At 39.3% G+C, this 24,262-nt stretch carries 25 protein-coding genes and 4 tRNA genes; 6 read left to right on the top strand and 23 right to left on the bottom strand.

Going from position 1 to position 24,262, the window contains the following annotated elements:
* Window positions 1–64: 64 nt before the first annotated feature.
* The 4 genes from clpX to GKR92_06260 all read right to left on the bottom strand — a co-directional run bounded on the left by clpX (window position 65) and on the right by GKR92_06260 (window position 3,917).
* Complete coding sequence (gene clpX, locus GKR92_06245) at window positions 65–1,348, bottom strand: ATP-dependent Clp protease ATP-binding subunit ClpX (protein QMU61316.1); 1,284 nt, start codon at window positions 1,346–1,348, stop codon at window positions 65–67.
* A 250-nt stretch (window positions 1,349–1,598) separates the two neighbouring features.
* Window positions 1,599–2,258, bottom strand: a complete 660-nt coding sequence (gene clpP, locus GKR92_06250; GenBank protein QMU61317.1) for an ATP-dependent Clp endopeptidase proteolytic subunit ClpP — start codon at window positions 2,256–2,258, stop codon at window positions 1,599–1,601.
* Between the two features lie 32 nt (window positions 2,259–2,290).
* Complete coding sequence (locus GKR92_06255; GenBank protein ID QMU61318.1) at window positions 2,291–3,598, bottom strand: trigger factor; 1,308 nt, start codon at window positions 3,596–3,598, stop codon at window positions 2,291–2,293.
* Window positions 3,599–3,832: 234 nt separating this feature from the next.
* Window positions 3,833–3,917 (bottom strand) — tRNA-Leu (locus GKR92_06260).
* 121 nt (window positions 3,918–4,038) lie between these two features.
* Here GKR92_06260 and GKR92_06265 point away from each other — a divergent pair.
* Window positions 4,039–4,920, top strand: coding sequence for a CPBP family intramembrane metalloprotease (locus tag GKR92_06265; GenBank protein ID QMU61319.1), 882 nt, complete (start codon window positions 4,039–4,041; stop codon window positions 4,918–4,920).
* 13 nt (window positions 4,921–4,933) lie between these two features.
* On the opposite strand, the gene GKR92_06270 is transcribed toward GKR92_06265, so the two are convergent.
* The 4 genes from GKR92_06270 to GKR92_06285 form a co-directional block, all read right to left on the bottom strand.
* Window positions 4,934–5,599, bottom strand: a complete 666-nt coding sequence (locus GKR92_06270; protein ID QMU61320.1) for a CHAP domain-containing protein — start codon at window positions 5,597–5,599, stop codon at window positions 4,934–4,936.
* A 469-nt stretch (window positions 5,600–6,068) separates the two neighbouring features.
* Window positions 6,069–6,144: transfer RNA gene (locus tag GKR92_06275), tRNA-His, on the bottom strand.
* 268 nt (window positions 6,145–6,412) lie between these two features.
* Window positions 6,413–6,489 (bottom strand) — tRNA-Arg (locus GKR92_06280).
* 132 nt (window positions 6,490–6,621) lie between these two features.
* Complete coding sequence (locus tag GKR92_06285) at window positions 6,622–6,912, bottom strand: hypothetical protein (protein QMU61321.1); 291 nt, start codon at window positions 6,910–6,912, stop codon at window positions 6,622–6,624.
* Between the two features lie 220 nt (window positions 6,913–7,132).
* On the opposite strand from GKR92_06285, the gene GKR92_06290 reads away from it, so the two are divergent.
* Window positions 7,133–8,002 (top strand): hypothetical protein, encoded by an 870-nt coding sequence (locus GKR92_06290; protein QMU61322.1) that lies wholly within the window; start codon window positions 7,133–7,135, stop codon window positions 8,000–8,002.
* Window positions 8,003–8,025: 23 nt separating this feature from the next.
* The gene (locus GKR92_06295; GenBank protein QMU61323.1) at window positions 8,026–8,892 is read left to right on the top strand and encodes a lipid A biosynthesis protein; all 867 of its coding nucleotides are present in this window, start codon (window positions 8,026–8,028) and stop codon (window positions 8,890–8,892) included.
* On the opposite strand, the gene GKR92_06300 is transcribed toward GKR92_06295, so the two are convergent.
* Together GKR92_06300 and GKR92_06305 are read right to left on the bottom strand one after the other, a co-directional pair.
* Complete coding sequence (locus tag GKR92_06300) at window positions 8,881–10,875, bottom strand: AMP-binding protein (protein QMU61324.1); 1,995 nt, start codon at window positions 10,873–10,875, stop codon at window positions 8,881–8,883. The genes GKR92_06295 and GKR92_06300 overlap by 12 nt on opposite strands.
* A gap of 112 nt (window positions 10,876–10,987) precedes the next feature.
* Window positions 10,988–11,064 (bottom strand) — tRNA-Pro (locus GKR92_06305).
* A gap of 202 nt (window positions 11,065–11,266) precedes the next feature.
* Between GKR92_06305 and GKR92_06310 the strand changes: the two genes are divergently transcribed.
* Together GKR92_06310 and GKR92_06315 are read left to right on the top strand one after the other, a co-directional pair.
* The gene (locus GKR92_06310; GenBank protein ID QMU62732.1) at window positions 11,267–11,836 is read left to right on the top strand and encodes a peptidyl-prolyl cis-trans isomerase; all 570 of its coding nucleotides are present in this window, start codon (window positions 11,267–11,269) and stop codon (window positions 11,834–11,836) included.
* Window positions 11,837–11,863: 27 nt separating this feature from the next.
* Complete coding sequence (locus tag GKR92_06315; protein ID QMU61325.1) at window positions 11,864–12,586, top strand: UDP-2,3-diacylglucosamine diphosphatase; 723 nt, start codon at window positions 11,864–11,866, stop codon at window positions 12,584–12,586.
* Window positions 12,587–12,702: 116 nt separating this feature from the next.
* Here the strand turns inward: GKR92_06315 and GKR92_06320 are convergent, their stop codons facing one another.
* On the bottom strand, window positions 12,703–13,194 hold the full coding sequence (locus tag GKR92_06320; protein QMU61326.1) for a cytochrome C: 492 nt from the start codon (window positions 13,192–13,194) through the stop codon (window positions 12,703–12,705).
* Between the two features lie 97 nt (window positions 13,195–13,291).
* Here GKR92_06320 and GKR92_06325 point away from each other — a divergent pair, with 97 nt between their 5' ends.
* Window positions 13,292–13,615: a transcriptional regulator gene (locus tag GKR92_06325; protein ID QMU61327.1), complete on the top strand. Its 324-nt coding sequence runs from the start codon at window positions 13,292–13,294 to the stop codon at window positions 13,613–13,615.
* A 66-nt stretch (window positions 13,616–13,681) separates the two neighbouring features.
* Here the strand turns inward: GKR92_06325 and GKR92_06330 are convergent, their stop codons facing one another.
* From GKR92_06330 to truA, 12 genes are all read right to left on the bottom strand, one after another.
* On the bottom strand, window positions 13,682–13,984 hold the full coding sequence (locus GKR92_06330) for a hypothetical protein (protein QMU61328.1): 303 nt from the start codon (window positions 13,982–13,984) through the stop codon (window positions 13,682–13,684).
* A 23-nt stretch (window positions 13,985–14,007) separates the two neighbouring features.
* Window positions 14,008–14,802, bottom strand: coding sequence for a DUF455 family protein (locus GKR92_06335; GenBank protein QMU61329.1), 795 nt, complete (start codon window positions 14,800–14,802; stop codon window positions 14,008–14,010).
* A gap of 18 nt (window positions 14,803–14,820) precedes the next feature.
* Window positions 14,821–15,393, bottom strand: coding sequence for a L,D-transpeptidase family protein (locus GKR92_06340; GenBank protein QMU61330.1), 573 nt, complete (start codon window positions 15,391–15,393; stop codon window positions 14,821–14,823).
* Between the two features lie 11 nt (window positions 15,394–15,404).
* On the bottom strand, window positions 15,405–16,910 hold the full coding sequence (gene purF, locus GKR92_06345; protein ID QMU61331.1) for an amidophosphoribosyltransferase: 1,506 nt from the start codon (window positions 16,908–16,910) through the stop codon (window positions 15,405–15,407).
* Window positions 16,911–16,929: 19 nt separating this feature from the next.
* Window positions 16,930–17,496 carry a CvpA family protein gene (locus GKR92_06350; GenBank protein ID QMU61332.1) on the bottom strand — a complete coding sequence of 189 codons (567 nt, stop codon included), beginning with the start codon at window positions 17,494–17,496 and terminating at the stop codon, window positions 16,930–16,932.
* 76 nt (window positions 17,497–17,572) lie between these two features.
* Window positions 17,573–18,169, bottom strand: a complete 597-nt coding sequence (locus GKR92_06355) for a hypothetical protein (GenBank protein ID QMU61333.1) — start codon at window positions 18,167–18,169, stop codon at window positions 17,573–17,575.
* Window positions 18,170–18,264: 95 nt separating this feature from the next.
* The gene (folC, locus tag GKR92_06360) at window positions 18,265–19,530 is read right to left on the bottom strand and encodes a bifunctional tetrahydrofolate synthase/dihydrofolate synthase (GenBank protein QMU61334.1); all 1,266 of its coding nucleotides are present in this window, start codon (window positions 19,528–19,530) and stop codon (window positions 18,265–18,267) included.
* Window positions 19,531–19,766: 236 nt separating this feature from the next.
* Window positions 19,767–20,636, bottom strand: coding sequence for an acetyl-CoA carboxylase carboxyltransferase subunit beta (locus tag GKR92_06365; GenBank protein QMU61335.1), 870 nt, complete (start codon window positions 20,634–20,636; stop codon window positions 19,767–19,769).
* Between the two features lie 21 nt (window positions 20,637–20,657).
* Window positions 20,658–21,509, bottom strand: a complete 852-nt coding sequence (locus GKR92_06370) for a tryptophan synthase subunit alpha (protein ID QMU61336.1) — start codon at window positions 21,507–21,509, stop codon at window positions 20,658–20,660.
* Entirely contained in the window at window positions 21,506–22,690 is a 1,185-nt protein-coding gene (gene trpB, locus GKR92_06375; GenBank protein ID QMU62733.1) for a tryptophan synthase subunit beta, read from the bottom strand. The genes GKR92_06370 and trpB overlap by 4 nt, the downstream gene beginning before the upstream one ends.
* Before the next feature lie 52 nt (window positions 22,691–22,742).
* Complete coding sequence (locus GKR92_06380) at window positions 22,743–23,360, bottom strand: phosphoribosylanthranilate isomerase (GenBank protein QMU61337.1); 618 nt, start codon at window positions 23,358–23,360, stop codon at window positions 22,743–22,745.
* A 21-nt stretch (window positions 23,361–23,381) separates the two neighbouring features.
* Window positions 23,382–24,167: a tRNA pseudouridine(38-40) synthase TruA gene (truA, locus tag GKR92_06385; protein QMU61338.1), complete on the bottom strand. Its 786-nt coding sequence runs from the start codon at window positions 24,165–24,167 to the stop codon at window positions 23,382–23,384.
* Window positions 24,168–24,262: the final 95 nt, after the last annotated feature.

Here is a 24,262-nt window from a genome sequence, read left to right on the forward strand (position 1 = left end):
CCAGCTTGGCTGACTGTGCACATAAATGAGTTAAATAGAGTTATTTTGCCCATTTATTAACCAATTAGTCGTCAGAGGCAGCCTTCTCGTACTCAGTGCCTTCATAGATAAGATAAGGCTTAGAGTCTCCAGTGATCACTCCTTCATCCACCACCACTTTACTGATGCTGTCTTGGGAAGGTAAATCATACATGGTGTCTAACAATACATTTTCTAAAATGGTACGCAAACCTCTGGCACCGGTTTTACGGTCCATGGCTTTACGTGCCACTGCATACAATGCATTTTCTCTAAATTCAATATCAACGCCTTCCATATCGAATAAACGCTTATATTGTTTAGTAATTGCATTTTTTGGTTCAGTAAGAATTCGCACTAAGGCTTCTTCATTTAATTCTTCTAACGTCGCTACCACCGGTAGACGACCAACAAATTCAGGAATCAGTCCGTAGCGAATTAAATCTTCCGGTTCTACGTTATGCAAAATTTCGCCAATGTTTGCTTTTTTCTCTTTGCTACGCAATTCTGCAGAGAAACCAATGCCACCTTTTTCAGTTCGGTCGCGTATTACTTTATCTAAACCTGCAAACGCACCGCCACAAACAAATAAAATGTTACTGGTGTCTACTTGCAAAAATTCTTGTTGTGGATGCTTTCTTCCACCTTGTGGTGGGACTGATGCGATAGTACCTTCAATAAGCTTTAGCAATGCTTGTTGCACGCCTTCACCAGAAACATCTCGAGTAATGGATGGGTTGTCAGACTTACGTGAAATTTTATCGATTTCATCTATGTAGACAATACCCGTTTGCGCTTTATCTACATCGTAATCACATTTCTGTAATAACTTTTGAATAATGTTTTCAACATCCTCACCCACATAACCTGCTTCAGTAAGTGTTGTGGCATCTGCAATAGTGAAGGGAACATTTAATAAACGCGCTAAGGTTTCTGCAAGTAATGTTTTACCCGAACCTGTAGGTCCTACCAAAAGAATATTACTCTTAGCAAGTTCTACTGCATTCTTACTAGCATTTTTTGCATCTAAACGTTTGTAGTGATTATAAACCGCAACGGACAACACTTTTTTAGCGCGATCTTGACCGATTACGTATTCATCTAGAATTGCATTGATTTCGACTGGCTTAGGAAGTTTAGTGGAGCCGGCTGGCGCCTGATCCTGCATTTCTTCACGAATAATATCGTTACATAACTCGACACATTCATCACATATAAATACTGACGGGCCTGCAATTAACTTGCGAACTTCATGTTGGCTTTTACCGCAGAAAGAGCAATACAACAGCTTGCCGCTTTCTTGATCCTTGGTTGTATTGTCGTCACTCATTAAGAATTACCGCACATCTTCGTATAAATTAAGATGCTGATATTTGAATTAAGTTCTATGTGGAAATTGATTATCCCTAAAGATAATACGCTCTAGTTAAGGCAACTATACGCTTATTTCTAGAGTTTTGTAGTAGACCTAGAAGGCACTTTTTGCACAAAATTTGAGCGTTTTCACAACCTATTGATTCCGAGTTAGTTCTAGCGAGCTAAGCTCCTGATTTCTTGCTGGAATTTTGACGCCAGGTTATTTAGCTCTCGGTATCTTGCGTGCGTTTATCCAATACTTCGTCAATTATCCCGTATTCCTTAGCGGTTGCACTGTCCATAAAATTATCACGATCAGTATCTTCACCAATCCGTTCCACAGATTGGCCAGTATGTTTCGCTAAAATATTATTTAGCTCTTCACGAATTTTTAAGATTTCACGCGCATGAATATCAATGTCTGTTGCCTGACCTTGAAAACCGCCTAAAGGTTGATGAATCATTACTCGTGAATGTGGCAATGCATAGCGTTTGTCTGCTGCTCCACCTGCCAATAATAATGCACCCATGCTAGCAGCCTGCCCAATACACAAAGTACTAATGTCTGGGTTAATAAATTGCATGGTGTCGTAAATAGCCATGCCAGCTGTAACAGAACCACCAGGTGAGTTGATATACACAGAAATATCTTTATCTGGATTTTCAGATTCTAAAAAAAGTAATTGCGCTACTACAAGATTGGCCATTTGATCTTCAATGGGTCCTACAATAAAAATCACTCGCTCTTTTAATAAACGCGAATATATATCATAGGCACGCTCTCCGCGTGCAGACTGTTCTACTACCATTGGCACAAGACCTAAGGCTTGTGTATGTTGAGCACCATTTTGTGAGTCTGAGTGTTGTGAATTATAGTCAGGCATATTTATTTCCTACTAATTATTAAGCTGAAAACTTAAGTTTGTTTGTTAACAAATTCATCAAAGCTGAATTTTTTAGACTTCTTTTTAGCCTCGCCCAGTACATAGTCTACCACTTGTTCTTCCATAACCATCATTTCTACATTGGCCATCGCTTCACGATTGTTTCTGTAGTATTGAATCACCTCATCAGGCTTACCATAGCCCGCAGAGATTACTTGAAGTTGCTGAGCTACCTTATCCTGGTCAACTTTGATTTCTTTTTTCTGTACTATTTCGCTAATGATTAAACCAAGCGATATTCTTTTCTTCGCCTCTTCTTCAAATAAGCGATCTGGAAGCACATCATCAGGCAAGCCTGAGTTATCTGGCATTTGCATATTACTCATTGCTTGACCACGTAACGCTTCAATTTCTTGCTTTTCCAATGCATTGGGTATGTCTACTTTGATTTCTTCAAACAAGCAATCCATTACATTGTTCTTTTCAAAGGCTTTTTTACGCTGCTCTAATTCAAGCGTCATGTTTTCGCTTAATTGTTTGCGAAAAGCTTCTATCGTGCCTTCTTGAATACCAAATTCTTTAATGAGTTCTTCATTAAGCTCTGGCAGCTCACCCTCTTCAATTTTTAAAACTTCAATTTCAAAAGTGGCGACTTTCTCTGCAAGATCTTGCTGCATATAATCTTTTGGAAATGTTACCTCGAAAGATTTTTTGTCGCCTTTTACAACACCTGTTAGTTGCTTCTCAAAATCAGGCAATAAATTACTAGAACCTATTACTGTTGGAAAATTTTCTTGGCTACCGCCTTCAAATGCTTCGCCATCAATTTTACCAACAAAATTCATACTTACTTGATCATCTTGTTTCGCTTTACGCTCAACTTCAGTCCATTTCATTTTCTGTTTAAGAAGTTTTTCCACAATATCATCTATGTCACTATCCGCAACTTCAACGTCAGCCACTTCTATTTCAAACTTACTGGCGTCGGCTAATTCGACCTCAGGATACACTTCAAAAGTTGCGATATATTTTAAATTTTGATTAACCTCTAAACTGACAGGATCAATACTTGGGCTACCTGCAGGGCGAAGTTTTTCTTGCATTACCGCTTTTTGAAAACTTGTTTGCATGGTTTCTGCAATCACTTCTTGCGTTACTTTCTTTCCGTACTGTTGTCGCACTACACGCAAAGGTACTTTGCCTGGACGAAAGCCTGACATTTTTACCTGTGTACTTAGATTTTTTAGCTTAATTTCGATAGCAGAATTAACTTCTTCAGCCGGCACTTCTACCGTCATTTTGCGTTCTAAGCCTTCTGATGTTTCTAGAGATACTTGCATGGGATTTATATTATTCTATTGATTATGAAAATATTATGAAAATATTATGGAAATTTCAGCGTTTAATTATTGCGCCCTTTTGTATGTATTATTTGTACAGCCCTAAACCATTCTAAGCTCTTTTTGATCACTCACTTGCTCAACTCTAAACCAATAAGCGCCCTTCTTTAACTAAGCAGTTGGCTCGGTTCTAGACCAACACTCCTTACATTTTTCAATTACTCTGCCTTAGGATGGTGCGAAAGGGGAGACTCGAACTCCCACGGGTTGCCCCACTGGTACCTAAAACCAGCGCGTCTACCAATTCCGCCACTCTCGCAATATTTAACTAGGCAGGAGACCCATACATATGAGCCGCACAGAATTATAACCGAATTTATTTATCAGAAATGTAGCTACAGCCATATATTCTGAAGATATATTAAACTTATAATTCCTCTATGCCTGCACTTTTAATCTTTATTGCCTATTTTGCAATAGCACTTTTGAGTGGGGCTGCTATTTCATATCCCCTACATACCTTTTTGGCAAATTGGTTTGAGCTGGATTTTGATCGAGTAGCCAGCCGCAGCGTTTTAATTGTAGCAATCATATTTTTTATAGCACTGTATAGAAAACTCGGTTTTGGCTCATGGCAGGAAATTGGCTTTAGCTCGGATAAGAAACAGTTCTTCAAAGACTTAGCTAAAGGCATAGGCTTTGGCATATTAATAATGTCTCCGGTCATAGCCGGTTTATTGATCACCCAAAACCGCATGATCGATATGGACTGGGAAGTATCTCTGTTCAATATACTCAAACTAGCCATTACCGCTTTAATTTCCGGCTTAATCATTGGCATTTTAGAGGAAACTCTTTTTCGAGGAGCGATGCTAGGGGCTATCAAAAAATACAGCTCTGCTATCTTTGCAGTGGTTGTCACCAGTTTATTTTATGCGCTGGTACATTTTATCCAGCCTGATATCGAATTGAATACAAACACTCTGAATTGGATGAGTGGATTTGTGCTGTTAAAAAATGCGCTGCCGAATTTTGCTGACATTCCCCTTATTATCGATTCGCTTATCGCTTTGTTTTTAGCAGGCGCACTACTTGCGATTGTGAGAATACGTACTAACCGTATTGCGCTTTGTATCGGTATCCATGCTGGCTGGGTTATCTCAATTAAAATATTCAAACGCGTTACTGATACAAACATATATTCAGATTATGCTTTTTTAACTGGAAATTATGACAAGGTAATTGGTTATCTCGCAGCTGTGTGTATTGCTGCCTTTATCGTATTGCTGCTAAATATACAAACACGGAAAACGCAAGGCTAGATTATATTTTTAGTTAGTGTTTAACCTGGGCCACTCGTTTCCAACCTATTAAATAGGGATCTAATAACCAGATGCGATTTTCAGACTTGGTATACGCAATTTCTCGTGCATATTCAGCTTGCCATTTTGTATTACTAAAATTCTGTTCTGCAATTTTAATTGTGTGTAGTTTTTCATCGATGGCGACCACGACTGCAACATGCCCAGTGCCTAAATAGTCTTTACCATAAATTAACAAATCGCCTCTTTGTGGTAATTCAGCAGCACCATTTACAATAGAATCAAAACTTAAAACTTGTTTACTAAACGGATTATTTACTTGCTGCATCCCCCAGATATCAGCCGCTATATCTACATCACCGAAAACAACACTCTGTTCGCTCAATAACCATCTTCTTGCATATTCAACACACTGCCATTTTATACCCGTGTAGACATCGTTCCGATGATTAGGCTCAAAAATGACACAATTTGAATTGCAGTTTGAATATGCAGATACACCCGCCGGTGATTTACCTATTTCACTCCCGTAGCGGGTTTTGCAATCTGTACTGCATTGCTGAGGAATGGTGTCAGTGCTCTCCAATAATGCATCTGCTAATACATCGGCATTTACAAGCAAACAGATAAGTATGCTGAATGCTGCCCAGGCAGGCGCCCAATTAGATAGTTTTTTCATGCCAGATAAACGCTTTTTTGAGATGATTCATGACCGGCCCACAGGGTTTTGCATGTAATTATAGGTGATCGCTTCAGCGATGGGTCTTCGAAAATCAAATAACTTCTCACCACTGACAAACGACCCACTTAAATTTATTGGTTAAATATGAGCAAAATTATTAAATTTTTGTTATAAATCGCAACTTGATAACTGTATTTTATTATTTGGAGTAAGTGTGGGCCTTAAAGTGAACTGTTCTGATTTGGCCGCCATATTTGGCGTCAGTCAAACTAAAATTGATACCTGGGCCGACCAGGGATTGCCTTTTTCTATTAAACCGAAAAAAAATACTGCTCAGCCTACTACTTCAAAAGATTATATTTTTGATACCACGGAAGTAATTGAATGGTGTATCAAAAACAAGATTTCCTTATAAATAAATTCTCTTGCTATACACCCAGAGCCTGAAAATTAAAGAATAATTTGGTGGGGTGAGCGATGGGGATTGAACCCACGACCACAGGAATCACAATCCTGCGCTCTACCAACTGAGCTACGCTCACCATAATGAGAAACGGATCTTAACGTATTTCTAGTTAGATTGACTATGTTACTAATTAGAGAGTAAGAATTACCTCGTGATCAAATATTAGCGTGTAATACCTACACGCAAAGTCCCGAGAGGATTACAAAATACTTCCTCGTATTTTGCCCTTCGGGCCATCGCCTTCGGCGATGTTCAAATTCGTTCCATACGAATTTGTCGTACCTGGAATTCAAATATCAACGAACATACCATTTAATTTATGGCCTTTCAGGCCATAAATTAAATGGTGCGCCCGAGAGGATTCGAACCTCTGACCCTCGGCTTAGAAGGCCGATGCTCTATCCAGCTGAGCTACGGGCGCTCACACCGAGTAAGTGTATCACTAGCCATCATTCCCAGTGAATGCCAAATATAATGCCTGTATAGAAATAGAATTTGGCCTAGCTCAGAAACTAATCTGTGCGTAAGCGCTTTCAGCCTAGAATTTCGTAAACTAGTAACTCGTTTTATTTTTAGCTATTAGAAAATGCTGAAATCGTGCGATGATTTGCGGATAGGTATAAAACCAAATTGCTTTAATATTAGTCAGCTCTAGCATTTTGAATTTAGTCGAAGAAAATTTATTGGTATAAATATTCGGCTCAACATCTCTTAAATACCCGAGCAACACGCCTAACGAAAGCAATAATAAAATAATGGGCAACGCTAAAACAGATAACAAAACCAAACCACCTACAATAGTCAATTTGGTCGCGGCCAATGTCACATAGATTATCCAATTCATTTTCGCCACCTTCCCTGTACGATCATGATGAGTATTATTATTATGACTCCACGGTAATCTAAAAGTTTTGACCAACTTCAAATAAGCAGATTAATTAGTGGATATACACAACAAAAATAGCAATAAACATGTAAATACGGTTAACTCATACCTCTTATTAATAAATTTAATATCGAGAGTATAATGACTCAGAACTTGCTAAAATAGCGCTCCTTTACACATGCCTAAACTTTTAATCCCTCTTCTTAAACTTCTTTCGTTTTTCCCTCTTTCCTTCCTACATAGTTTATCTTGGCTATGTTATCTACTTCTTTTTCATGTGCTTAAAGTTCGTAGAAAACTCACACTTAAAAATATTAAAGCTTCATTTCCAGAATACTCAGAATCTGAATGCCTTAACCTAGCCAAGAAGCATTACAAAAGCACTTGCATGGTAATAGCTGAAACCATCAAAGCACTTAGTCTTAGTAAACAAGAAATCAAAAATCGTGTTGAATTTAAAAACTTACATGTATTAGAAAAATATTTAGAACAAGATCAATCTGCAATAATAATTACTGCGCATTATTGCAATTTCGAGTGGGTACTTTTAGCTTGCGCACAACACCTAAACTATCCAGTAGACACTGTATATCGCAAACAACGCACCGATAGCTTAGAAGAATTATTTTATTATTTACGCACACGCTTTGACGTAACCCCATTGCCAATGGAAACCTGCGTGGCTGATTCGTTGAAACGATCGAAAATTACACGCATGCTCGCTATGGCAGCTGACCAATCCCCAAAGAAAGAGGATGCAGTATATTGGCAACACTTTTTAAACCGTGATACTGCTTTTCATACCGGATCAGAAAAAATTACCCGTGCATTCAAATATCCGATAATCTTCATGTCGTTAAAAAGAATGCGTAGAGGACATTATCAGGCAACCTTAAAGTTACTTGCAGAACCTCCTTATACTACGCAAGATCCTAATCAAATAATGCGCGCCTATGTGTCTGAACTTGAAACATTAATACTAGAGAACCCAAAAGATTGGCTATGGGCATATCGAAGATGGAAATTCGAAAAACCTGCTTGCAACTAATATTATTTTTTTAATTATATTCAATACATTTCTTGCGAAAATTCACTTTAAAATGCATTGCGGCAATACCATTGCCGATACTTTATGGCTTATCTTGGTCGTTATATATTCTACTATTTTATATAGTACGTTTCAGGCGCGACATTGCTGAAAATAATATACGCAATTCATTCCCAAAACTTAGCAAACATGAACATCGAGCATTACTCAAGCTACATTATCGAAACTATTGTGACGTTATCTTAGAGATCCTAAAAACAACTAATCTAAAACCAGAACAACTAAAACAATGGGTCAGTTTTAAAAATTCTGAAATAATCGAGAAACCATTAGAAAAAAACCAAACGATTATTTTATCTCTGGCACACCAATGCAATCTTGAATGGGCCACACTAGCCGCAAGCCTACACACTGCTTATCCAATTGACGGCATATATAAACCATTACATCAAAAATGGCTTGATGAATTAACGCTTGAGTCGCGCTCTAAATTTGATATCACACTAATCCCTGCTAAGACCTGTGTCACCGATTTAATCAAACGTGCGAAACAAACACGCATTATTGCTATTGCACCAGATCAAGCGCCAAGGCGTAGAGACGAGGCATACTGGGCCACGTTTTTAAATCAAGAAACGCCGTTTTATTTAGGTTTAGAAAAGATCGCCACCTTATTTAAGTACCCAGTATTTTTTATGCAATTAGAACGAACTAGCAGAGGGAAATACCAAGCCACCTTTAAACAGCTTGCACAGCCGCCTTATGACAAAGAGTCTTCTTTGATTTCAAAATCTTACGTGCAGGCTGTTGAAGAACAAATTCTACAACACCCCCAGGATTGGTTATGGATTCATAAAAGATGGAAAAAGAAAAAGTCTTTAAACGACTAAAGACTCTTTCGTTTTTATATATTGAGCAAGTGTAGCAATAGAAGGATGGTCAACTAAGTCTGTGATTTCAATTTTACCAGGATACAACTCATCCAATCCTGAATGTATTTCTACCAAAGAAAGCGAGCTTGCCCCAATCTCTAATAAACTGTCATCAATGCTGAATGTTTTCTCTGGTAATGCTTCCTGACAGATATTTTTGATCGCATTCACAATCTCATCATCGCTCATTTGATCAGCTTGCACGCTTACATTTTGTACGGGCGCTAGTTCTTGCAACACATCATCAAACTCACCATTTAGAAATTGATCTGCAAGCGCAGAACGCTGCACTTTACCACTGGTTGTTTTTGGCACCTTCCTTATTGGCACAACATGATGCACCTCAATACCATACTGCTCATTTACTTTTGTTCTAGCAAGTGCACTTATTTCTTGAAAATCGTCTAACTTCCCTTTGTGCAAGATAAACACTAACACTTGCTCAAGATCATTTTTATCAGATGATATCCCGCTCACCACAACCTTGCCTAATTCAAGCCCCGCTAATTGATGCAACGTTTCTTCAATATCATATGGGTAGTAGTTTTGGCCATTTACAAACAGAATCTCTTTATAACGACCAGTAATAAATAACTCTTGGTCCGAGACAAAACCAAGATCTCCCGTGTTCACCCAACCGTTATCAAAAAATATACTTCCGTCATCTCCAATAATCTCTTCGGTTACATTGTTTCCAGAAATATGTATATGCCCAACGACACCATCTGGTAACGCCTCACCCTCTTTGCTACTAATCCTAACGTTGCAATGCGGAATCGTTTTGCCAACCCCTACCAGAGTTGAAGTTGAATCCATTTGCTGCAAAATTTCTGCTTTCGCACCAATAGCTAATGATGTTCGCTCTACATTAATGATTTTTAAATCTGCCCCTACTGCAGGGAAACTAACTGCCAAACTGGCTTCTGCTAAACCATACACTGGAAACATACTATTTTTTGGCAATCCATACTGCGACAACTCACTGGTGAACTGCTCACACAAATTTACCGAAATAGGTTCGGCACCATTAAAAATTAAACGCATATGCGAAAAATCTACATTTGCCATGTTTTTATTTTCTTGACCTTTCCGACTATAAGCATTCAAAAAATGCTTATAACCAAAATTAGGAGAACACAACACATTGGCTTTTTTATCACTTGCGGCCATCATCCAATATAGTGGGCGGCGTATAAATAAATCAGTACGCATAATGTAATGATTGTAGTTACATACAATTGGATTAAGGTGAAAACCTATCAACCCCATGTCGTGAGTAAGCGGCATCCAACTTAAGCTAGTGTCGTCTTTAGTAAATTGTGCAGCACGCTGAATTCCATCGATATTAGCCATCAAATTACGATGCTTTAGCACAACACCTTTAGGGCTACCGGTAGAACCTGATGAGAATTGAATAAAAGAAATATCTTCAGGAGCTACATCAGCAACCTCCCCAAATTTAGAGAGATCAACCACATCATCTGTAAGAATTACATTCTCAGATAATTCTTCATAGGTTGAAACTTCTGCTGGCTCACGAGCACTCGCCTGTAATTTCAGAAGTGTTTTACGGTCTGTGTATAAGTAAGCGCTATTTATTTTTTTATTGGTTAACTTTTTATTGCTTAATTGGCGGTATACATTTAATACTTTGTGTCGATGCTGGTCGCTAATCCCTAGTGCTAAGGGCACGGGTACAATGCCACCAAATTGGCAAGCCCAAAAAACATCCACTATTTTCTCATTGTCGCTTAAATTCAACATGAGGTAGTCACCTTGCTTCAAGCCTGTTTGCTGCAACACGTACAACAACCCTAAGGCACGCTCATATAAGACATTAAAGGTAATGGTTTTCTCTTCATCTTGCCCGTTTATGAAACCCACAAAACGGTCTTCACTTCGGTTATGCGTTAATGCATCGACTAAAGTTTTAAATTGCATGAGGGAAATGTACGGGAAGTGATCTATAAAACAAGGTGCTTAACGGCATATAAAAGACAACAAGAAATGGCTTCGCCATTATTTACTTGCGTGTAGTACCTACACGCAAAGGTGGTCGGGACACGAGGATTCGAACCTCGGACCCCCTGCTCCCAAAGCAGGTGCGCTACCAGACTGCGCTATGCCCCGACTGATTGCGGATCATACGTGGTACTGAATAATAAGGTCAATGCCACTAAAGCAGTGCTTAACTCGTAAAAGCAGATATTGCAGATTTATTGCTACTTTAAAGGCCCTCACAATCTATCCGAGGTGAACTATTGGCTGGTTTTCCAGACCAATATATGGAATTATCCACACTCACAAACGTACTGGAGGCGAAATGAATACACTGCGTAAGCAAATATTTCTAATAGTATTCATACTTTTATTTACACTCACATCTAACATTCAGGCAGAAACTACAATGGTAAAAATGGATACTAATCAAGGAACAATCATGCTCGAACTCGACGCAGATAACGCTCCTAACACTGTGGCAAATTTCCTAACTTATGCAAAAGAGGGTTTTTTTGATGGCACAATTTTTCATCGTGTAATCTCAAATTTCATGATTCAAGGCGGCGGCTTTACAGAGGACATGAACCAAAAAGATGTTCACGACCCAATTAAAAACGAAGCTAATAATGGCCTAAAAAATGACAATGGCACCATTGCGATGGCGCGCACCGGCGACCCACACTCAGCCACTGCGCAATTCTTTATTAATGTTAAAGACAATGACTTTTTAAATTTCAGCAGCGAAACCGCTCAAGGCTGGGGTTACGCAGTCTTTGGCAAAGTTACTGAAGGCATGGATATTGTAGAAAAAATTAAAGCTACAGAAACGACTACCAAAGGCCCTTATCAAGATGTGCCGGTTGAAGCCATCATTATTGAAAAGGTCACCATTGTTGAGTAAACCTATCTTCACGCAAGTAACGGAGTAATGTCTCAAACTTTATTTGTTTCTGACTTACACCTCGATCAAAAAAGGCCGCATATCATTGCGGCCTTTTGTCGTTTTCTACATGAATGTTCCTCTGCAGATGCGCTATATATTTTAGGTGATCTATTTGAATACTGGATTGGAGATGATGACCCTGCAATAGGATTAGAACCTGCAATCAGCGCTATTCGAAAGCTCAGCAATACCGGTGTACCTGTATATTTTATTCACGGTAATCGAGATTTTTTAATTGGCAAACGATTCGCCAAACAAACTCAGTGCAAAATTCTAAAAGAAGAAACCGTTTTAGATTTATACGGCACCCCTACACTTATTATGCATGGCGACACACTGTGCACTGACGACATTGCTTATCAAAAATACCGTGCCAAAGCCCGCAACCCATTTATTCAAAAACCATTATTGATGTTAAGTGTAAAACGGCGTTTAATAATTGCAGAAGGTCTACGCAACAAAAGTAAATCCGCCACACAAGACAAACCTGAAGACATTATGGATGTTAATCAACTCACCGTTGAACAAGTGATGCAGAAACATAATGTTAACCACCTCATTCACGGCCACACCCATCGACCCGCAAAACATGAATTTAATTTGGGCGGAAATTTATACAAAAGAATAGTGCTTGGAGACTGGTACGAACACGGCAGTGTTCTACGCTGTACACCAAATTTGATGAAATTGGAAACAATTAATACTTAAATGTCCAGCTACGACCGCCATGGATGGCGGAAATGCAGAAATTGCAGGAGCAAATTTCTGCCGACTCAAAGCAGACATTCATGATCTATAACGCGATCCAATTTCTCGCATAGAAATCATTCTCTCCATTTACTAAAAACGTAATCATTTTCTTTTTGTGAGATGTGACAAGCAAAGCAGGCAGTTTCATAATCAGCGCCCACAACTCTATTGTCAGGATCTCCAGCTCCAAATCCTTCAAAACCCCATCCAGCAGTATTCGAAAACTTTTGTAAGTCTTTTTTCATTATTCCAAGCACCTTGCGTTTTCTTTCCGTAATAGAATTATCAGATTCGACTGATTCTAGTAAATCAAAAATAATGACTGAGCCATCCGGAAACTTACCAGACTGATAACCTTGTAAAGCTTTATCATTCGCATATATATGATGGATTCCTCCAAATGATGCATGTAGCGGATGCCCCTCTTGGATGATCATGCTTTTTATATGAGTCCAATTCCGGTATTCCGCAGGGTATTCAATCAATGAATCTGATGCATGTGCAATGATGCCTATTAATAATGTAATAACTGTTATAACTAACGCCCTTTTTGTTACTGTATACATGATGATCTCCTTTTATACTTCGTTATAAAGTATGTAAATTTAGTGCCGCAAACAAGCACGCACTTTTTGGAAAGGTAGTTACAAATCGGTACAAATTATGGAAAAGCAAAAGAAAAATAGAACTCAAATAATTCCTGTTTCTCGCATGGTTGAAGATATTATTGGATGCAAATGGTCTTTGTCTGTTCTAAAGGCAATTAGAAATGAACTGCAAAGACCAGGGGAGATACAAAGATCAATTGATGGAATTTCCACTAAAGTCCTAAATGAGCGATTTGTAAAAATGATGCGATATGGAATATTAGTTAAAAAAGTACACCCAGAAGTACCGCCTAGAGTGGAATATAATTTGACTGATTTTGGCAAAAAATTTGTTGCAATATTAGATCAAATTGAAAACTTACAAAATGACGTTTCTTAGAAATAAATTTAGGGGTTAATATTAGATTTAAAAAGTGATGTCTGTTATTGGCCGAAAGCAATCATTTTAATTTTTCATTGTCATAAGCCATCCAATTACTAAGCTGGAGACACCTATCACACCAGCCAGAGGTTGCTCCAGTATCCAAAATATCAATTTTTGCATCGCTTTCCATTCCAAGTCTAGAAGCCCATCAAAACTAACTCCTAAATACTGCAACGGTTTGTATAAAGGAATCGGTAGCCACTCTCCATTTCCAAGCCAGTGATAAAACTGATAGCCAAATATGCTGATTGTAATAAAAAGCCCGCATCCAATCACAACATAACCACAATCACTAAGTCTATTTTCTTTTGTGTTATTTCCCATAAGATCTTTCCAGGTCAATACATCTATACGTTTTGTAGTGCTTGCAATTCTAGGTCACTAAACCCTGCTTTCTTTCGCGCTTCTATTTCAAATGGGCCACGCAACTCGCCAGACATGTATTCCTTTAACAATTCTTGAAATGTTTCTTCTGGCAGTTTATTTTCCAAGCTACATGCATAGTTGAACCACTGACTGCCAATCGCTACATGACCTATTTCTTGCTCAAATATAATTTTTAAAATCTCAACCGTCGCAGTATCACCATGCCCCTGTAAGCGTTTAATCATTCCTGGCGTAACATCCAATCCTCTCGCTTCTAAAACACGTGGCACTAATGCCATGCGTGCAATCACACTGTTTTGGGTTTTCAGCGCCATCTCCCATAATCCATTATGCGCATCAAAATCCCCGTACTCACAATCTAGTTCTTGCAAGTGCGCTCGTAGCATTGTGAAATGCTGCGCTTCTTCAAATGCCACTTGCATCCAATTTTCATAATATTCCAATGGCATATCTTGAAACCGATACATAGCATCTAATGCCAGGTTGATTGCATTAAATTCTATATGTGCAATTGCATGAATTAATGCAATTCTTCCCTCTTCTGTAGCCAAATTGCGGCGCGGCACTTCACGAGGCGAAACAAGTTTTGGTTGATTAGGCCTGCCAGGAGTGACAATTGATTCTATTTTTTCGGATTTCGAAAGATCAATGTCTTCTTCATTAAAGCGAGCCTGCAATGCAAACACCGCTGCGCATTTTTGTTCGGGCTGCGCAAGCAATAAACAGGCTAGAGTTTCTTTAAATACTGCAATCATGATTACATTACGAGGACACTAATTTTTGATAATAACCAAAGAAGATACGAGCAATTTATCAAAAAGATCAATGACGTCTGCATTTTTCATGCGCACACATCCAATCGATGCAGCTTGGCCAATCAAGCCTTCTTCATGTGTACCGTGAATATAAATATAGCGCTCATAACTATCTACGTTATGGCCTTCAGAGTTTTTAGCTTTATTAAAACCTTCTTCTAAACCCTCTAACCAAAGTATTCTAGAAGTTATACATTCTACTTCTGTACACACTGCTTCATGTTCGATGGATGCTAATGAGTTTGTCCGTACTCTGGATAAAAATATTTCAGCATACTCAGCTTCTGCACCAATTTTTTCTTTAATACAGTGAACACCAATAGGTGTTTGATAAGATCCTTCTTGTTGACCCACCCCATGACGTGAAGTTGAAACTGGATAGCTACAAACAAACGAATCTTTTTCAAAAAGAGACAAGGTTTGTTCACTAACACTTACGATTGCAGTGGGAAAATCTACATATTGAGGATATTGTTCACGTGCTTGCTGCAATAAGGGCAACAGCTTTTCAGCTGATTTAGAGTCAGACATGCAATGAGGTTTTAATTACTATTATGTAAATCAATCCCTGCATACTCTTTTTCACGCTCTTGCTTTGAATCATCATTGCGAGAATTTTCTAGGTTTTCAAAATAACCTTCTTCAACCCCGGTTACATAATCACCATTAAATACCGAAGTATCAAATTTTTCTAAGCGCAGATTGCCTTGTTGCACAGACCAGATTAGGTCATCTAAATCTTGATAGATGAGCCTATCTGCCTGAATTTCTTTACAAATCCCATCTACATCACGATTAAATGCTATCAGTTCACTACGAGCCGGCATATCAATGCCGTAAATATTTTGGTAGCGAACGGGTGGCGAAGCAGAAGCGAAATATACTTTCTTTGCACCTGCGTCTCTTGCCATCTGTGCAATTTCTCGCGATGTGGTACCACGCACAATGGAATCATCCACTAATAAAATATTCTTACCCCGAAACTCTAAGCCAACAGGATTAAGTTTTTGACGTACTGACTTTTTGCGTTTCTTTTGCCCAGGCATGATAAATGTTCGTGCAATGTAGCGATTCTTAATGAACCCTTCGCGGTATTTAACACCTAACAAATACGCAATTTCAATTGCTGTAGTTCTACTGGTATCGGGTATCGGCATAACTACATCAATATCATGATCTTTCCAATCTTGAAGAATTTTCTTCGCTAAACATTGACCCATGCGCATACGCGCTTTTTGCACGAAAACATCTTCAATTACTGAATCGGGTCTTGCAAAATATACATACTCAAATATGCAAGGTGTATGCACAGCGTCTGTAGCGCATTGTTCGCTTGCCACTTTACCGTCTTCATTAATGAAAATAGCCTCGCCGGGTGAAATATCTCGCACTAGACTGTATCCAAGTAAATCTAGCGCAACGCTTTCCGATGCCACCATGTATTCCATGCCATGTTTGGATTCACGCACACCATAAACAAGTGGCCTTATTCCATTAGGATCACGGAACGCAACGATGCCTCGCCCGGTAATCATCGCAACCACTGCATAAGCACCTTTACAACGTCGATGCACACCTCGCACTGCAGCGAATACATCTTCTGCACGCAGTTGTAATGATTCTTGTTTAGCGAGCTCGTGTGCAAAAACATTTAGCAAAATTTCAGAATCGGAATCGGTATTAAGATGACGACGATCTTCTAAGAAAAGTTCTTTCTTAAGTTGTACGGCATTAATTAAATTACCGTTATGCGCTAAAGAAATACCAAATGGAGAATTCACATAAAACGGTTGTGCTTCAGCAGAAGATGATGAACCAGCGGTGGGATAACGTACATGACCAATGCCTACATTGCCTTTTAAGCGCTCCATATGTCGGCTTTGAAATACATCACTCACTAAACCAATAGACTTACGCTGAAAAAGCCTACCATTATCATAAGTAACGATTCCTGCCGCGTCTTGCCCACGATGCTGCAACATCAATAATGCGTTATATAAATCTTGATTAACCGCGCTGTTTGCAACGACGCCTACTATGCCACACATGCGTTAAGCCTTAATTTAATTAGTAGTGATAAGCTGAAGCTTGTAGATCCGCTTCATCTAATGAAAAATATTTGGAGAATTCTGGCGGCATAAACTCAATAACTTTTTTAGCCACCAGTTCAAAAGGCGGTAAAATCTGTGAAGCTTTCCATGTATCTGATAATGGAAAGTTTGTATAGGAAGCCGCTAATATAAGTAATACAACTATAGCGGTGCCACGAAAAATACCAAAAAAGCCTCCTAAAAGACGATCCACCCCTCGTAACGCACGATTTTTTGTCAAATGACTAAGAATATAATTCAGCAAAGCACCTGCAATTAAAGTGCCGATAACAATCAATACAAATGCTATCCCTACACGCAACTTACTCACCTCAATCTCACTTTGCGAAAGACTAAAAGTGGCATCATCAATACTTGCAGGTAAAAATAACGCGACTTGATTTGAAAAGTTTATTGCTAACCAAATGGCTGCAATCCAACTTACTAAAGACACAGCCTCTTTCACAAAGCCGCGGAAGATGGCAACAACAACCGAGACTAGTAGGATGAAAACAATCCCTATATCAATCCAAGAAAATTCCATATTTTATTTTAACAATGTGTATCTACTAGATTTAATTTAAACCCGCATAAGCTTTTAAACATTACAAAAACATCATTTATGGATGTTTAGTGACGAAACTTCCTTTCAAACCATGTTCTTTTTCAATCTTATCACGCAATTTATCTGCATTCTCACGCTGCAACTCAGGCCCAACTTTCACTCGATAGACTGATTTATCACCACTACCCGATCGCTCAGTAAAAGCCGATAATTTGCTTGCCAATAACTTCTCTTGCAACGCTAATGCTTTGCCTTTTTCACCAAATGCAGCCACTTGTACAGCCCAGGCGGTTAAAGCTGGATTTGTTTTAATATGATTTTCGGTAGCTTCTACCACTTGCACCTTAGCAACTTGAGTAACGGTAGTTTTAGTTTCTTCAACCGGTTCAGGCAAAGTTTTTTCTGCCTCCTCCACCTGAACTGAAGCATTAATATCGGCATCTTCAGGCTTTTCTATTGGTGGTAACTCATCCAACTTTTTAGTGTCGGGTAAATCACTATCAAAAGTAAAGGTGGGCTCTGGCGGTACTTCCATATTAAGTGCCACAGATTCTTGACGCCCTGAGCCATCTAATATCATCGGCACAAAAATTACTGCAAGGGCAATAATAACGGCTGCACCAATTAAACGCTGTTTTAATGTAGTTTCCATATAGATAATATTTTGATTTTGAAGTCTATTTGACCTCTAATCCCTCAATCAGTTTACAATCCATGCATATTTAGACATAGAAATATTTGTCAGAATTATACTTCTAGGCTCAGTACTTCTGCTACTGTTAAAAAAGATCCAAATACCACAATGCGCAATGATTCATCTTGCGTGTTTTTAGCAGCATTATAGGCCTCTGATATAGAGGAATAAGAATATATGACGCAATCGTGGCAACAGTTATCAAGCTGCTTTTTCAGACTTTCTTTCTCAAGCGCTCGTTCAGAATCTAACTGAGAAATATGCCACTCATCAAACATCCCTCCTACACACTCTATAATACCGCAGACATCTTTATCTGCTAACACTGCAAAAACTGCGATGGTTTTCTGTACAGGCTTCAGTTCCCGTAGGTTATTAACCAATACCTTTGCACTGTCCAAATTATGCGCTACATCTAGAATGATTTCACAAGGTCCTGGAATACGTTGGAAACGCCCAGGAAGACTAATTTTACTTAAACCTCGATCTACGCTTTCCCGAGTAACGGCTAAGACACTATCAAGTCGAACTAATGCCATCAATGCGGTTGCTGCATTTCCAATCTGCACCTCACCATAGAGACTCGGCATGGGCAAACCATCCCAGTTCACACTTGCTCCACTAAACGACCACGTATCATCGCTGCGCTTAGTGTAAGAGTAATCTTTATTTATTAATAATAACTCTGTACCCAGTTTTTCAGCATATTCAATTAGACTATTTGGCGGGTTTGTATCGCCACAAATTGCAGGTCGGTTTGCTCGGAATACTCCAGCTTTTTCAAATCCTATTAATTCTCGAGTAGAACCTAACCATTGCACATGATCAATTCCTATACTCGACACAATCGCGACTTCAGCATCAAGAATATTTACTGCATCAAGACGACCACCCAGCCCGACTTCATAGATTGCTACATCTAAGTCCGACTCAGCAAAAATTTGCATCGCTGCTAGAGTGCCGAACTCGAAATAACTAAGACTCGTATCTCCCCGCGCGCGGTCAACTTTATCAAAAGCATTACATAAAGAACTATCATCTGCATTCTGCTGCTGAACACGTATACGTTCATTGTAGTGTAGTAAGTGTGGCGAAGTATAAGCGCCCACACGATACCCAGCATGATGAAATATAGACTCTAAAATAGTTACGATAGAACCCTTACCATTAGTGCCTGCTACAACAATAGCGGTATAATTAGGTTTGCCTACATCCATACTGTTAGCGACATCTAAAATGCGCTCAAGGCCTAGCTCAATTTTTTGCGAGTGCAAGGTTTCTTGCCAAACCAGCCACTCTTGCAATGTAGAAAATCTCATTGCATCCCCTGCTTGATTATTATGCAGATACGATTAACGCTGAAATTCAATAAAGCAATTATTAAATATTTAATTTTCATAGCAGCAGTCTTTTGCAAATTAAAACAATTTAAATAAAGTCGGCTTAAGAGATACATAGATCTCTAAGACAACTAAGAATTTAAGAAAATTGAATTATCAGTAAAAGTTCTATAGCTAACGTAACTAGCTAAACGGTGATTATTCTTATTTTAGTTTTATTCTTCTTTAACGATATCCGCATGAGTGAGAATGCATAGCATCTCATGCAGTTGATCACGCATATTATTTCGATCAACAATCATATCTAGTGCGCCATGCTCCAGCAAAAATTCACTTCTTTGAAAACCTTCTGGCAAGGTTTCGCGCACGGTTTGCTCGATCACTCGTTGCCCAGCAAAACCTATCAAAGCATTGGGTTCAGCAATATTTAGGTCGCCCAACATAGCAAAACTAGCAGAAACTCCACCCGTAGTTGGATCTGTTAATACAGAGACAAAAGGCACACCATGTTCGCGCATTCGTTCTAGCACCGCACTGGTCTTGCTCATTTGAAATAACGACATTAAAGCTTCTTGCATGCGCGCGCCCCCACTAGTCGAAAAACAAATTAATGGTATTTCTTCACTAAGTGCATATTTCGCTGCGCGTAAAAATTTTTCACCCACTACCGAACCCATTGAGCCACCAATAAACTTAAACTCAAAAGCCACAGCAACTATTGGCAATTCTTTCAAATAACCTTTCATTATAATCAAAGCATCTTTTTCACCAGTAGCTTTTTGAGCAGCACTAATGCGATCTTTATATTTCTTACTATCTTTAAATTTCAAAAAGTCGACAGATTCAATATCTGCAGCCAACTCTTCTTGCCCTTCTTGATCAAGAAACGCTTCTAAACGCGCACGTGCGCCGATTCGCATATGATAATTGCATTTTGTGCAAATTTGTAAATTACGCTCTAAATCTGAACGATATAACACTGCACTACAACTCGGACATTTTTCCCACAAACCTTCAGGCACTTTGCGCTTACTGGTACCTTCAGTACGAATGCGCGAAGGCATTAATTTTTCTAGCCAACTCATGCAAATTTTCTCATTATTATCTTAAGCAACTTCTTCATTGCCGTGTTCATTGCTCAATGTATCACAGGTCACATTATCCATAGCTAAGCGCATGGTAGACAGCAAAGATTTTATGTTTTCTAACATAACATCTTGGTCAGATGCATGGGCTTCTATTTCACGAATAATTGCGCTACCCACCACCACGGCATCGGCTATTAATGCAATCTTACTAGCACTTTCCGCATCCTTGATGCCGAAGCCTACACCCACTGGCAATGAAGTTACTTTCCCAATTTCTGCTACTTTATTTGCAACTTCCGCGGTATCGAGATTTCCTGCACCGGTTACCCCTTTTAAAGAAACGTAATACACAAAACCTGAAGAATGATCGCAAATATTTTTAATCCGTTCCGAGCTTGTTGTTGGTGCTATTAGAAATATATTATCAAGCTTGCATTTTTTATATTCGTTTACAGTATACCCAGCCTGCTCAATAGGCATATCTACGGTAAGCACCCCATCAACTTGTTTTTGCTCAGCTTGCTGTGAAAACTTTTTAACTCCCATCACCTCAATTGGATTTTGATAACCCATCAGCACAACTGGTGTGTCAGCATCTTGTTGCCGAAATTCTGCAACCATATCTAAAACTTGTTGCAAACTTGTGCCATGCACTAGCGCACGTTCACATGCAGCTTGTATAACAGGTCCATCTGCCATGGGATCTGAAAACGGTACACCTAGCTCGATAATATCAGTGCCTGCTTCGACTAAGGTATGCATAATTTTGACAGTTTGCTCCGGGTGAGGGTCTCCTGCAGTAACATATGAGATTAACGCTTTGCGATTTGATTTTGCTAACTTATCAAAACAAGCTTGTATACGACTCATATCGTTATACCTTCGATATCTGCTACGGTGTTGATATCTTTATCACCACGACCCGATAAATTTACAATAATCTTTTTATCGCTAGACATTGAGCTAGCCAACTTTAATCCATACGCAACTGCATGACTGCTTTCTAAGGCCGGAATAATTCCTTCAACCAGTGTTAACTCATGAAATGCGGCTAGCGCTTCATCATCAGTTATCGATTCATACTCCACTCTGCCAATATCTTTTAGCCAAGCATGCTCTGGACCTACACCAGGATAATCCAAGCCTGCAGATATAGAATGTGTTTCAACAATTTGCCCGTTATCATCTTCCATTAAATACGTTCGATTCCCATGCAACACACCTGGGCGTCCTGCATTTAATGGTGCCGCATGCTTACCGGTGTCAATTCCCAAACCGGCAGCTTCTACGCCAAACATTTTGACGCCTTCATCGTCTATAAAAGGATGAAATAAACCAATTGCATTTGAACCGCCGCCTACACAAGCAACCAGCGCATCTGGCAAATCACCAGTTTGCTCATACATTTGAGTTTTTGCTTCACGACCAATTATCGCTTGAAAGTCTCGAACCAGTAATGGGTATGGATGCGGTCCTGCAACGGTACCAATAATATAAAAAGTATCATCAACATTGGTTACCCAATCTCGCAGCGCTTCATTCAAAGCATCTTTTAGCGTTTTTGAGCCTGAAGTGACCGGCACAACCTTGGCCCCAAGTAAACGCATCCGATAGACATTAGGCGCTTGGCGATATATATCTTGCTCACCCATATACACTACACATTCAAGCCCTAGACGCGCAGCCACGGTAGCACTGGCAACACCATGCTGACCGGCACCTGTTTCCGCAATAATGCGCGGCTTGCCCATGCGTTTAGCAAGTAATGCTTGGCCTATCGTATTGTTGATCTTATGCGCACCCGTATGATTCAGGTCTTCGCGTTTTAGATATATCTGCGCACCCGCGTATTTCTGACTCAACCGTTGTGCATGATAAAGCGGGCTGGGTCTTCCTACATAATTAGCGAGATCTGCATCAAATTCGGCTACAAATTCAGGGTCATCTTTATAATGGAAATAGGCCTGTTCAAGCTCTGCCAGCGGCTCTATTAATGTCTCCGATACATATTGGCCACCGTATTCACCGAACATACCTTGTTTATCTGGCATCTCACCTGAAATATGGTCTCCCGCTGCTCGGGGCGTAGTTTTTTGTGCAATCCTAGTCACGATGTACTTCCTTAATGAATTGCTCCATTTTAGCGGGGTCTTTGATACCTTTGCCAGCCTCAATTCCACTACTCACATCAACCGCATAAGGGTTCACTACACGTATCGCCTCGGCGACATTGTCTACTGTTAACCCACCTGCAAGAATGATGGGTTTATCTATACTTTTGGGGATTGCGTTCCATGTAAATTTTTCGCCACTACCTCCCATCTGGCCTTGTGCGTGACTATCTAATATAAACCCTGTGGCCGAAACATAACGCTGACAAAAATCCTCAAGTGATGAGGTGCTCGCCATAGGTACTGCTTTTAAGTAAGGCATATTAAACTGCGCACAAAACGTCTCTTCTTCGTCTCCATGAAATTGCAGTAAATTTAGTTTCACACGTTTTATTATATTTTCAACTTCAGTAACTTGCATGTTCATAAATAAACCAACTTTAATAATAAATGGAGGTACTTTACTAACTAATTTCACAGCAGTTTCAACATCTATATTACGTGCACTATTTTTTACGAACACAAACCCCAATGCATCCACACCCAGTGCTACTGCATTTTGCACATCTTGCTGCCTGGTTAAACCACAAAATTTAATACGTGTTTGCATTTGAAATTTTTTACTAAAAAATTAACTACCCGCAATAGCAGGCCACCTTATTTTGGCATCTAAACCAAAGCCTTCATCATACTGCACTTTAACTAAATATAAGCCCGCTGCGGGCGCAGTAATTCCGCCTAATGTGCGATCACATTTTTGCAAAACTTTAAGCGACCAGTCTTCAGCTTGCTCGCCCTTAGCAATAGTCATTAATACACCCATGATATTTCTCACCATATGGTGCAAAAATGCATTGGCATGAATATCCATGCAAATAAATTCATTATGTTTTCTGAGTGTAATCTTACTTATGGTGCGTATAGGACTTTTTGCTTGACATGCTACTGCACGATATGAAGTAAAGTCATGTGTGCCCAGCAAATGTTCTGCAGCATGCTGCATTTTTTGCAAGTCTAATGCCGCATATTCCCAAGTCACCAGATGATCTAGCAATGCAGGACGCGTTGCATGGTTGAATATTACATATCGATAAAGCCTGGATAGCGCACTATATCTGGCATGAAATTCATCTTGCACCTGCTTAGCCCACAACACAGATACTGTATTAGGCAAATATCTATTCACCCCCTGCACCCAAGCTTTAAGCTCACGTTGAATATCACAATCAAAATGAACAACTTGTTCCGTAGCATGCACGCCAGTATCTGTTCTACCCGCAGTAGTAATTACGGTTGGAGTATTCGCGACTTTTGATATTGCTTCTTCTAGACGTTGCTGAACAGAATCCGCATTCGATTGGCGTTGCCAACCATAAAATTGACTACCGTTGTATTCAATCCCTAAAGCGATACGCATCGGTTTAATTGTATGAATTTGTAGACAGCTTAGCTACAAGTAAACTATTTCGAATCAAATAAATAGCAGACGCAAAGCCTACAGAGATTTTATTA

The organism is Gammaproteobacteria bacterium (genome assembly GCA_014075255.1).
In the GTDB taxonomy this organism is placed as follows: domain Bacteria; phylum Pseudomonadota; class Gammaproteobacteria; order UBA4575; family UBA4575; genus JABDMD01.

Excerpts from the sequence above, each read along its gene's own strand:
- clpX (QMU61316.1), bottom strand. The coding sequence starts at position 1,348 with ATGAGTGACGACAATACAACCAAGGATCAAGAAAGCGGCAAGCTGTTG.
- clpP (QMU61317.1), bottom strand. The coding sequence starts at position 2,258 with ATGCCTGACTATAATTCACAACACTCAGACTCACAAAATGGTGCTCAA.
- GKR92_06255 (QMU61318.1), bottom strand. The coding sequence starts at position 3,598 with ATGCAAGTATCTCTAGAAACATCAGAAGGCTTAGAACGCAAAATGACG.
- GKR92_06265 (QMU61319.1), top strand. The coding sequence starts at position 4,039 with ATGCCTGCACTTTTAATCTTTATTGCCTATTTTGCAATAGCACTTTTG.
- GKR92_06270 (QMU61320.1), bottom strand. The coding sequence starts at position 5,599 with ATGAAAAAACTATCTAATTGGGCGCCTGCCTGGGCAGCATTCAGCATA.
- GKR92_06285 (QMU61321.1), bottom strand. The coding sequence starts at position 6,912 with ATGAATTGGATAATCTATGTGACATTGGCCGCGACCAAATTGACTATT.
- GKR92_06290 (QMU61322.1), top strand. The coding sequence starts at position 7,133 with ATGCCTAAACTTTTAATCCCTCTTCTTAAACTTCTTTCGTTTTTCCCT.
- GKR92_06300 (QMU61324.1), bottom strand. The coding sequence starts at position 10,875 with ATGCAATTTAAAACTTTAGTCGATGCATTAACGCATAACCGAAGTGAA.
- GKR92_06315 (QMU61325.1), top strand. The coding sequence starts at position 11,864 with ATGTCTCAAACTTTATTTGTTTCTGACTTACACCTCGATCAAAAAAGG.
- GKR92_06320 (QMU61326.1), bottom strand. The coding sequence starts at position 13,194 with ATGTATACAGTAACAAAAAGGGCGTTAGTTATAACAGTTATTACATTA.
- GKR92_06325 (QMU61327.1), top strand. The coding sequence starts at position 13,292 with ATGGAAAAGCAAAAGAAAAATAGAACTCAAATAATTCCTGTTTCTCGC.
- GKR92_06330 (QMU61328.1), bottom strand. The coding sequence starts at position 13,984 with ATGGGAAATAACACAAAAGAAAATAGACTTAGTGATTGTGGTTATGTT.
- GKR92_06335 (QMU61329.1), bottom strand. The coding sequence starts at position 14,802 with ATGATTGCAGTATTTAAAGAAACTCTAGCCTGTTTATTGCTTGCGCAG.
- GKR92_06340 (QMU61330.1), bottom strand. The coding sequence starts at position 15,393 with ATGTCTGACTCTAAATCAGCTGAAAAGCTGTTGCCCTTATTGCAGCAA.
- purF (QMU61331.1), bottom strand. The coding sequence starts at position 16,910 with ATGTGTGGCATAGTAGGCGTCGTTGCAAACAGCGCGGTTAATCAAGAT.
- GKR92_06350 (QMU61332.1), bottom strand. The coding sequence starts at position 17,496 with ATGGAATTTTCTTGGATTGATATAGGGATTGTTTTCATCCTACTAGTC.
- GKR92_06355 (QMU61333.1), bottom strand. The coding sequence starts at position 18,169 with ATGGAAACTACATTAAAACAGCGTTTAATTGGTGCAGCCGTTATTATT.
- folC (QMU61334.1), bottom strand. The coding sequence starts at position 19,530 with ATGAGATTTTCTACATTGCAAGAGTGGCTGGTTTGGCAAGAAACCTTG.
- GKR92_06365 (QMU61335.1), bottom strand. The coding sequence starts at position 20,636 with ATGAGTTGGCTAGAAAAATTAATGCCTTCGCGCATTCGTACTGAAGGT.
- GKR92_06370 (QMU61336.1), bottom strand. The coding sequence starts at position 21,509 with ATGAGTCGTATACAAGCTTGTTTTGATAAGTTAGCAAAATCAAATCGC.
- trpB (QMU62733.1), bottom strand. The coding sequence starts at position 22,690 with ATGCCAGATAAACAAGGTATGTTCGGTGAATACGGTGGCCAATATGTA.
- GKR92_06380 (QMU61337.1), bottom strand. The coding sequence starts at position 23,360 with ATGCAAACACGTATTAAATTTTGTGGTTTAACCAGGCAGCAAGATGTG.
- truA (QMU61338.1), bottom strand. The coding sequence starts at position 24,167 with ATGCGTATCGCTTTAGGGATTGAATACAACGGTAGTCAATTTTATGGT.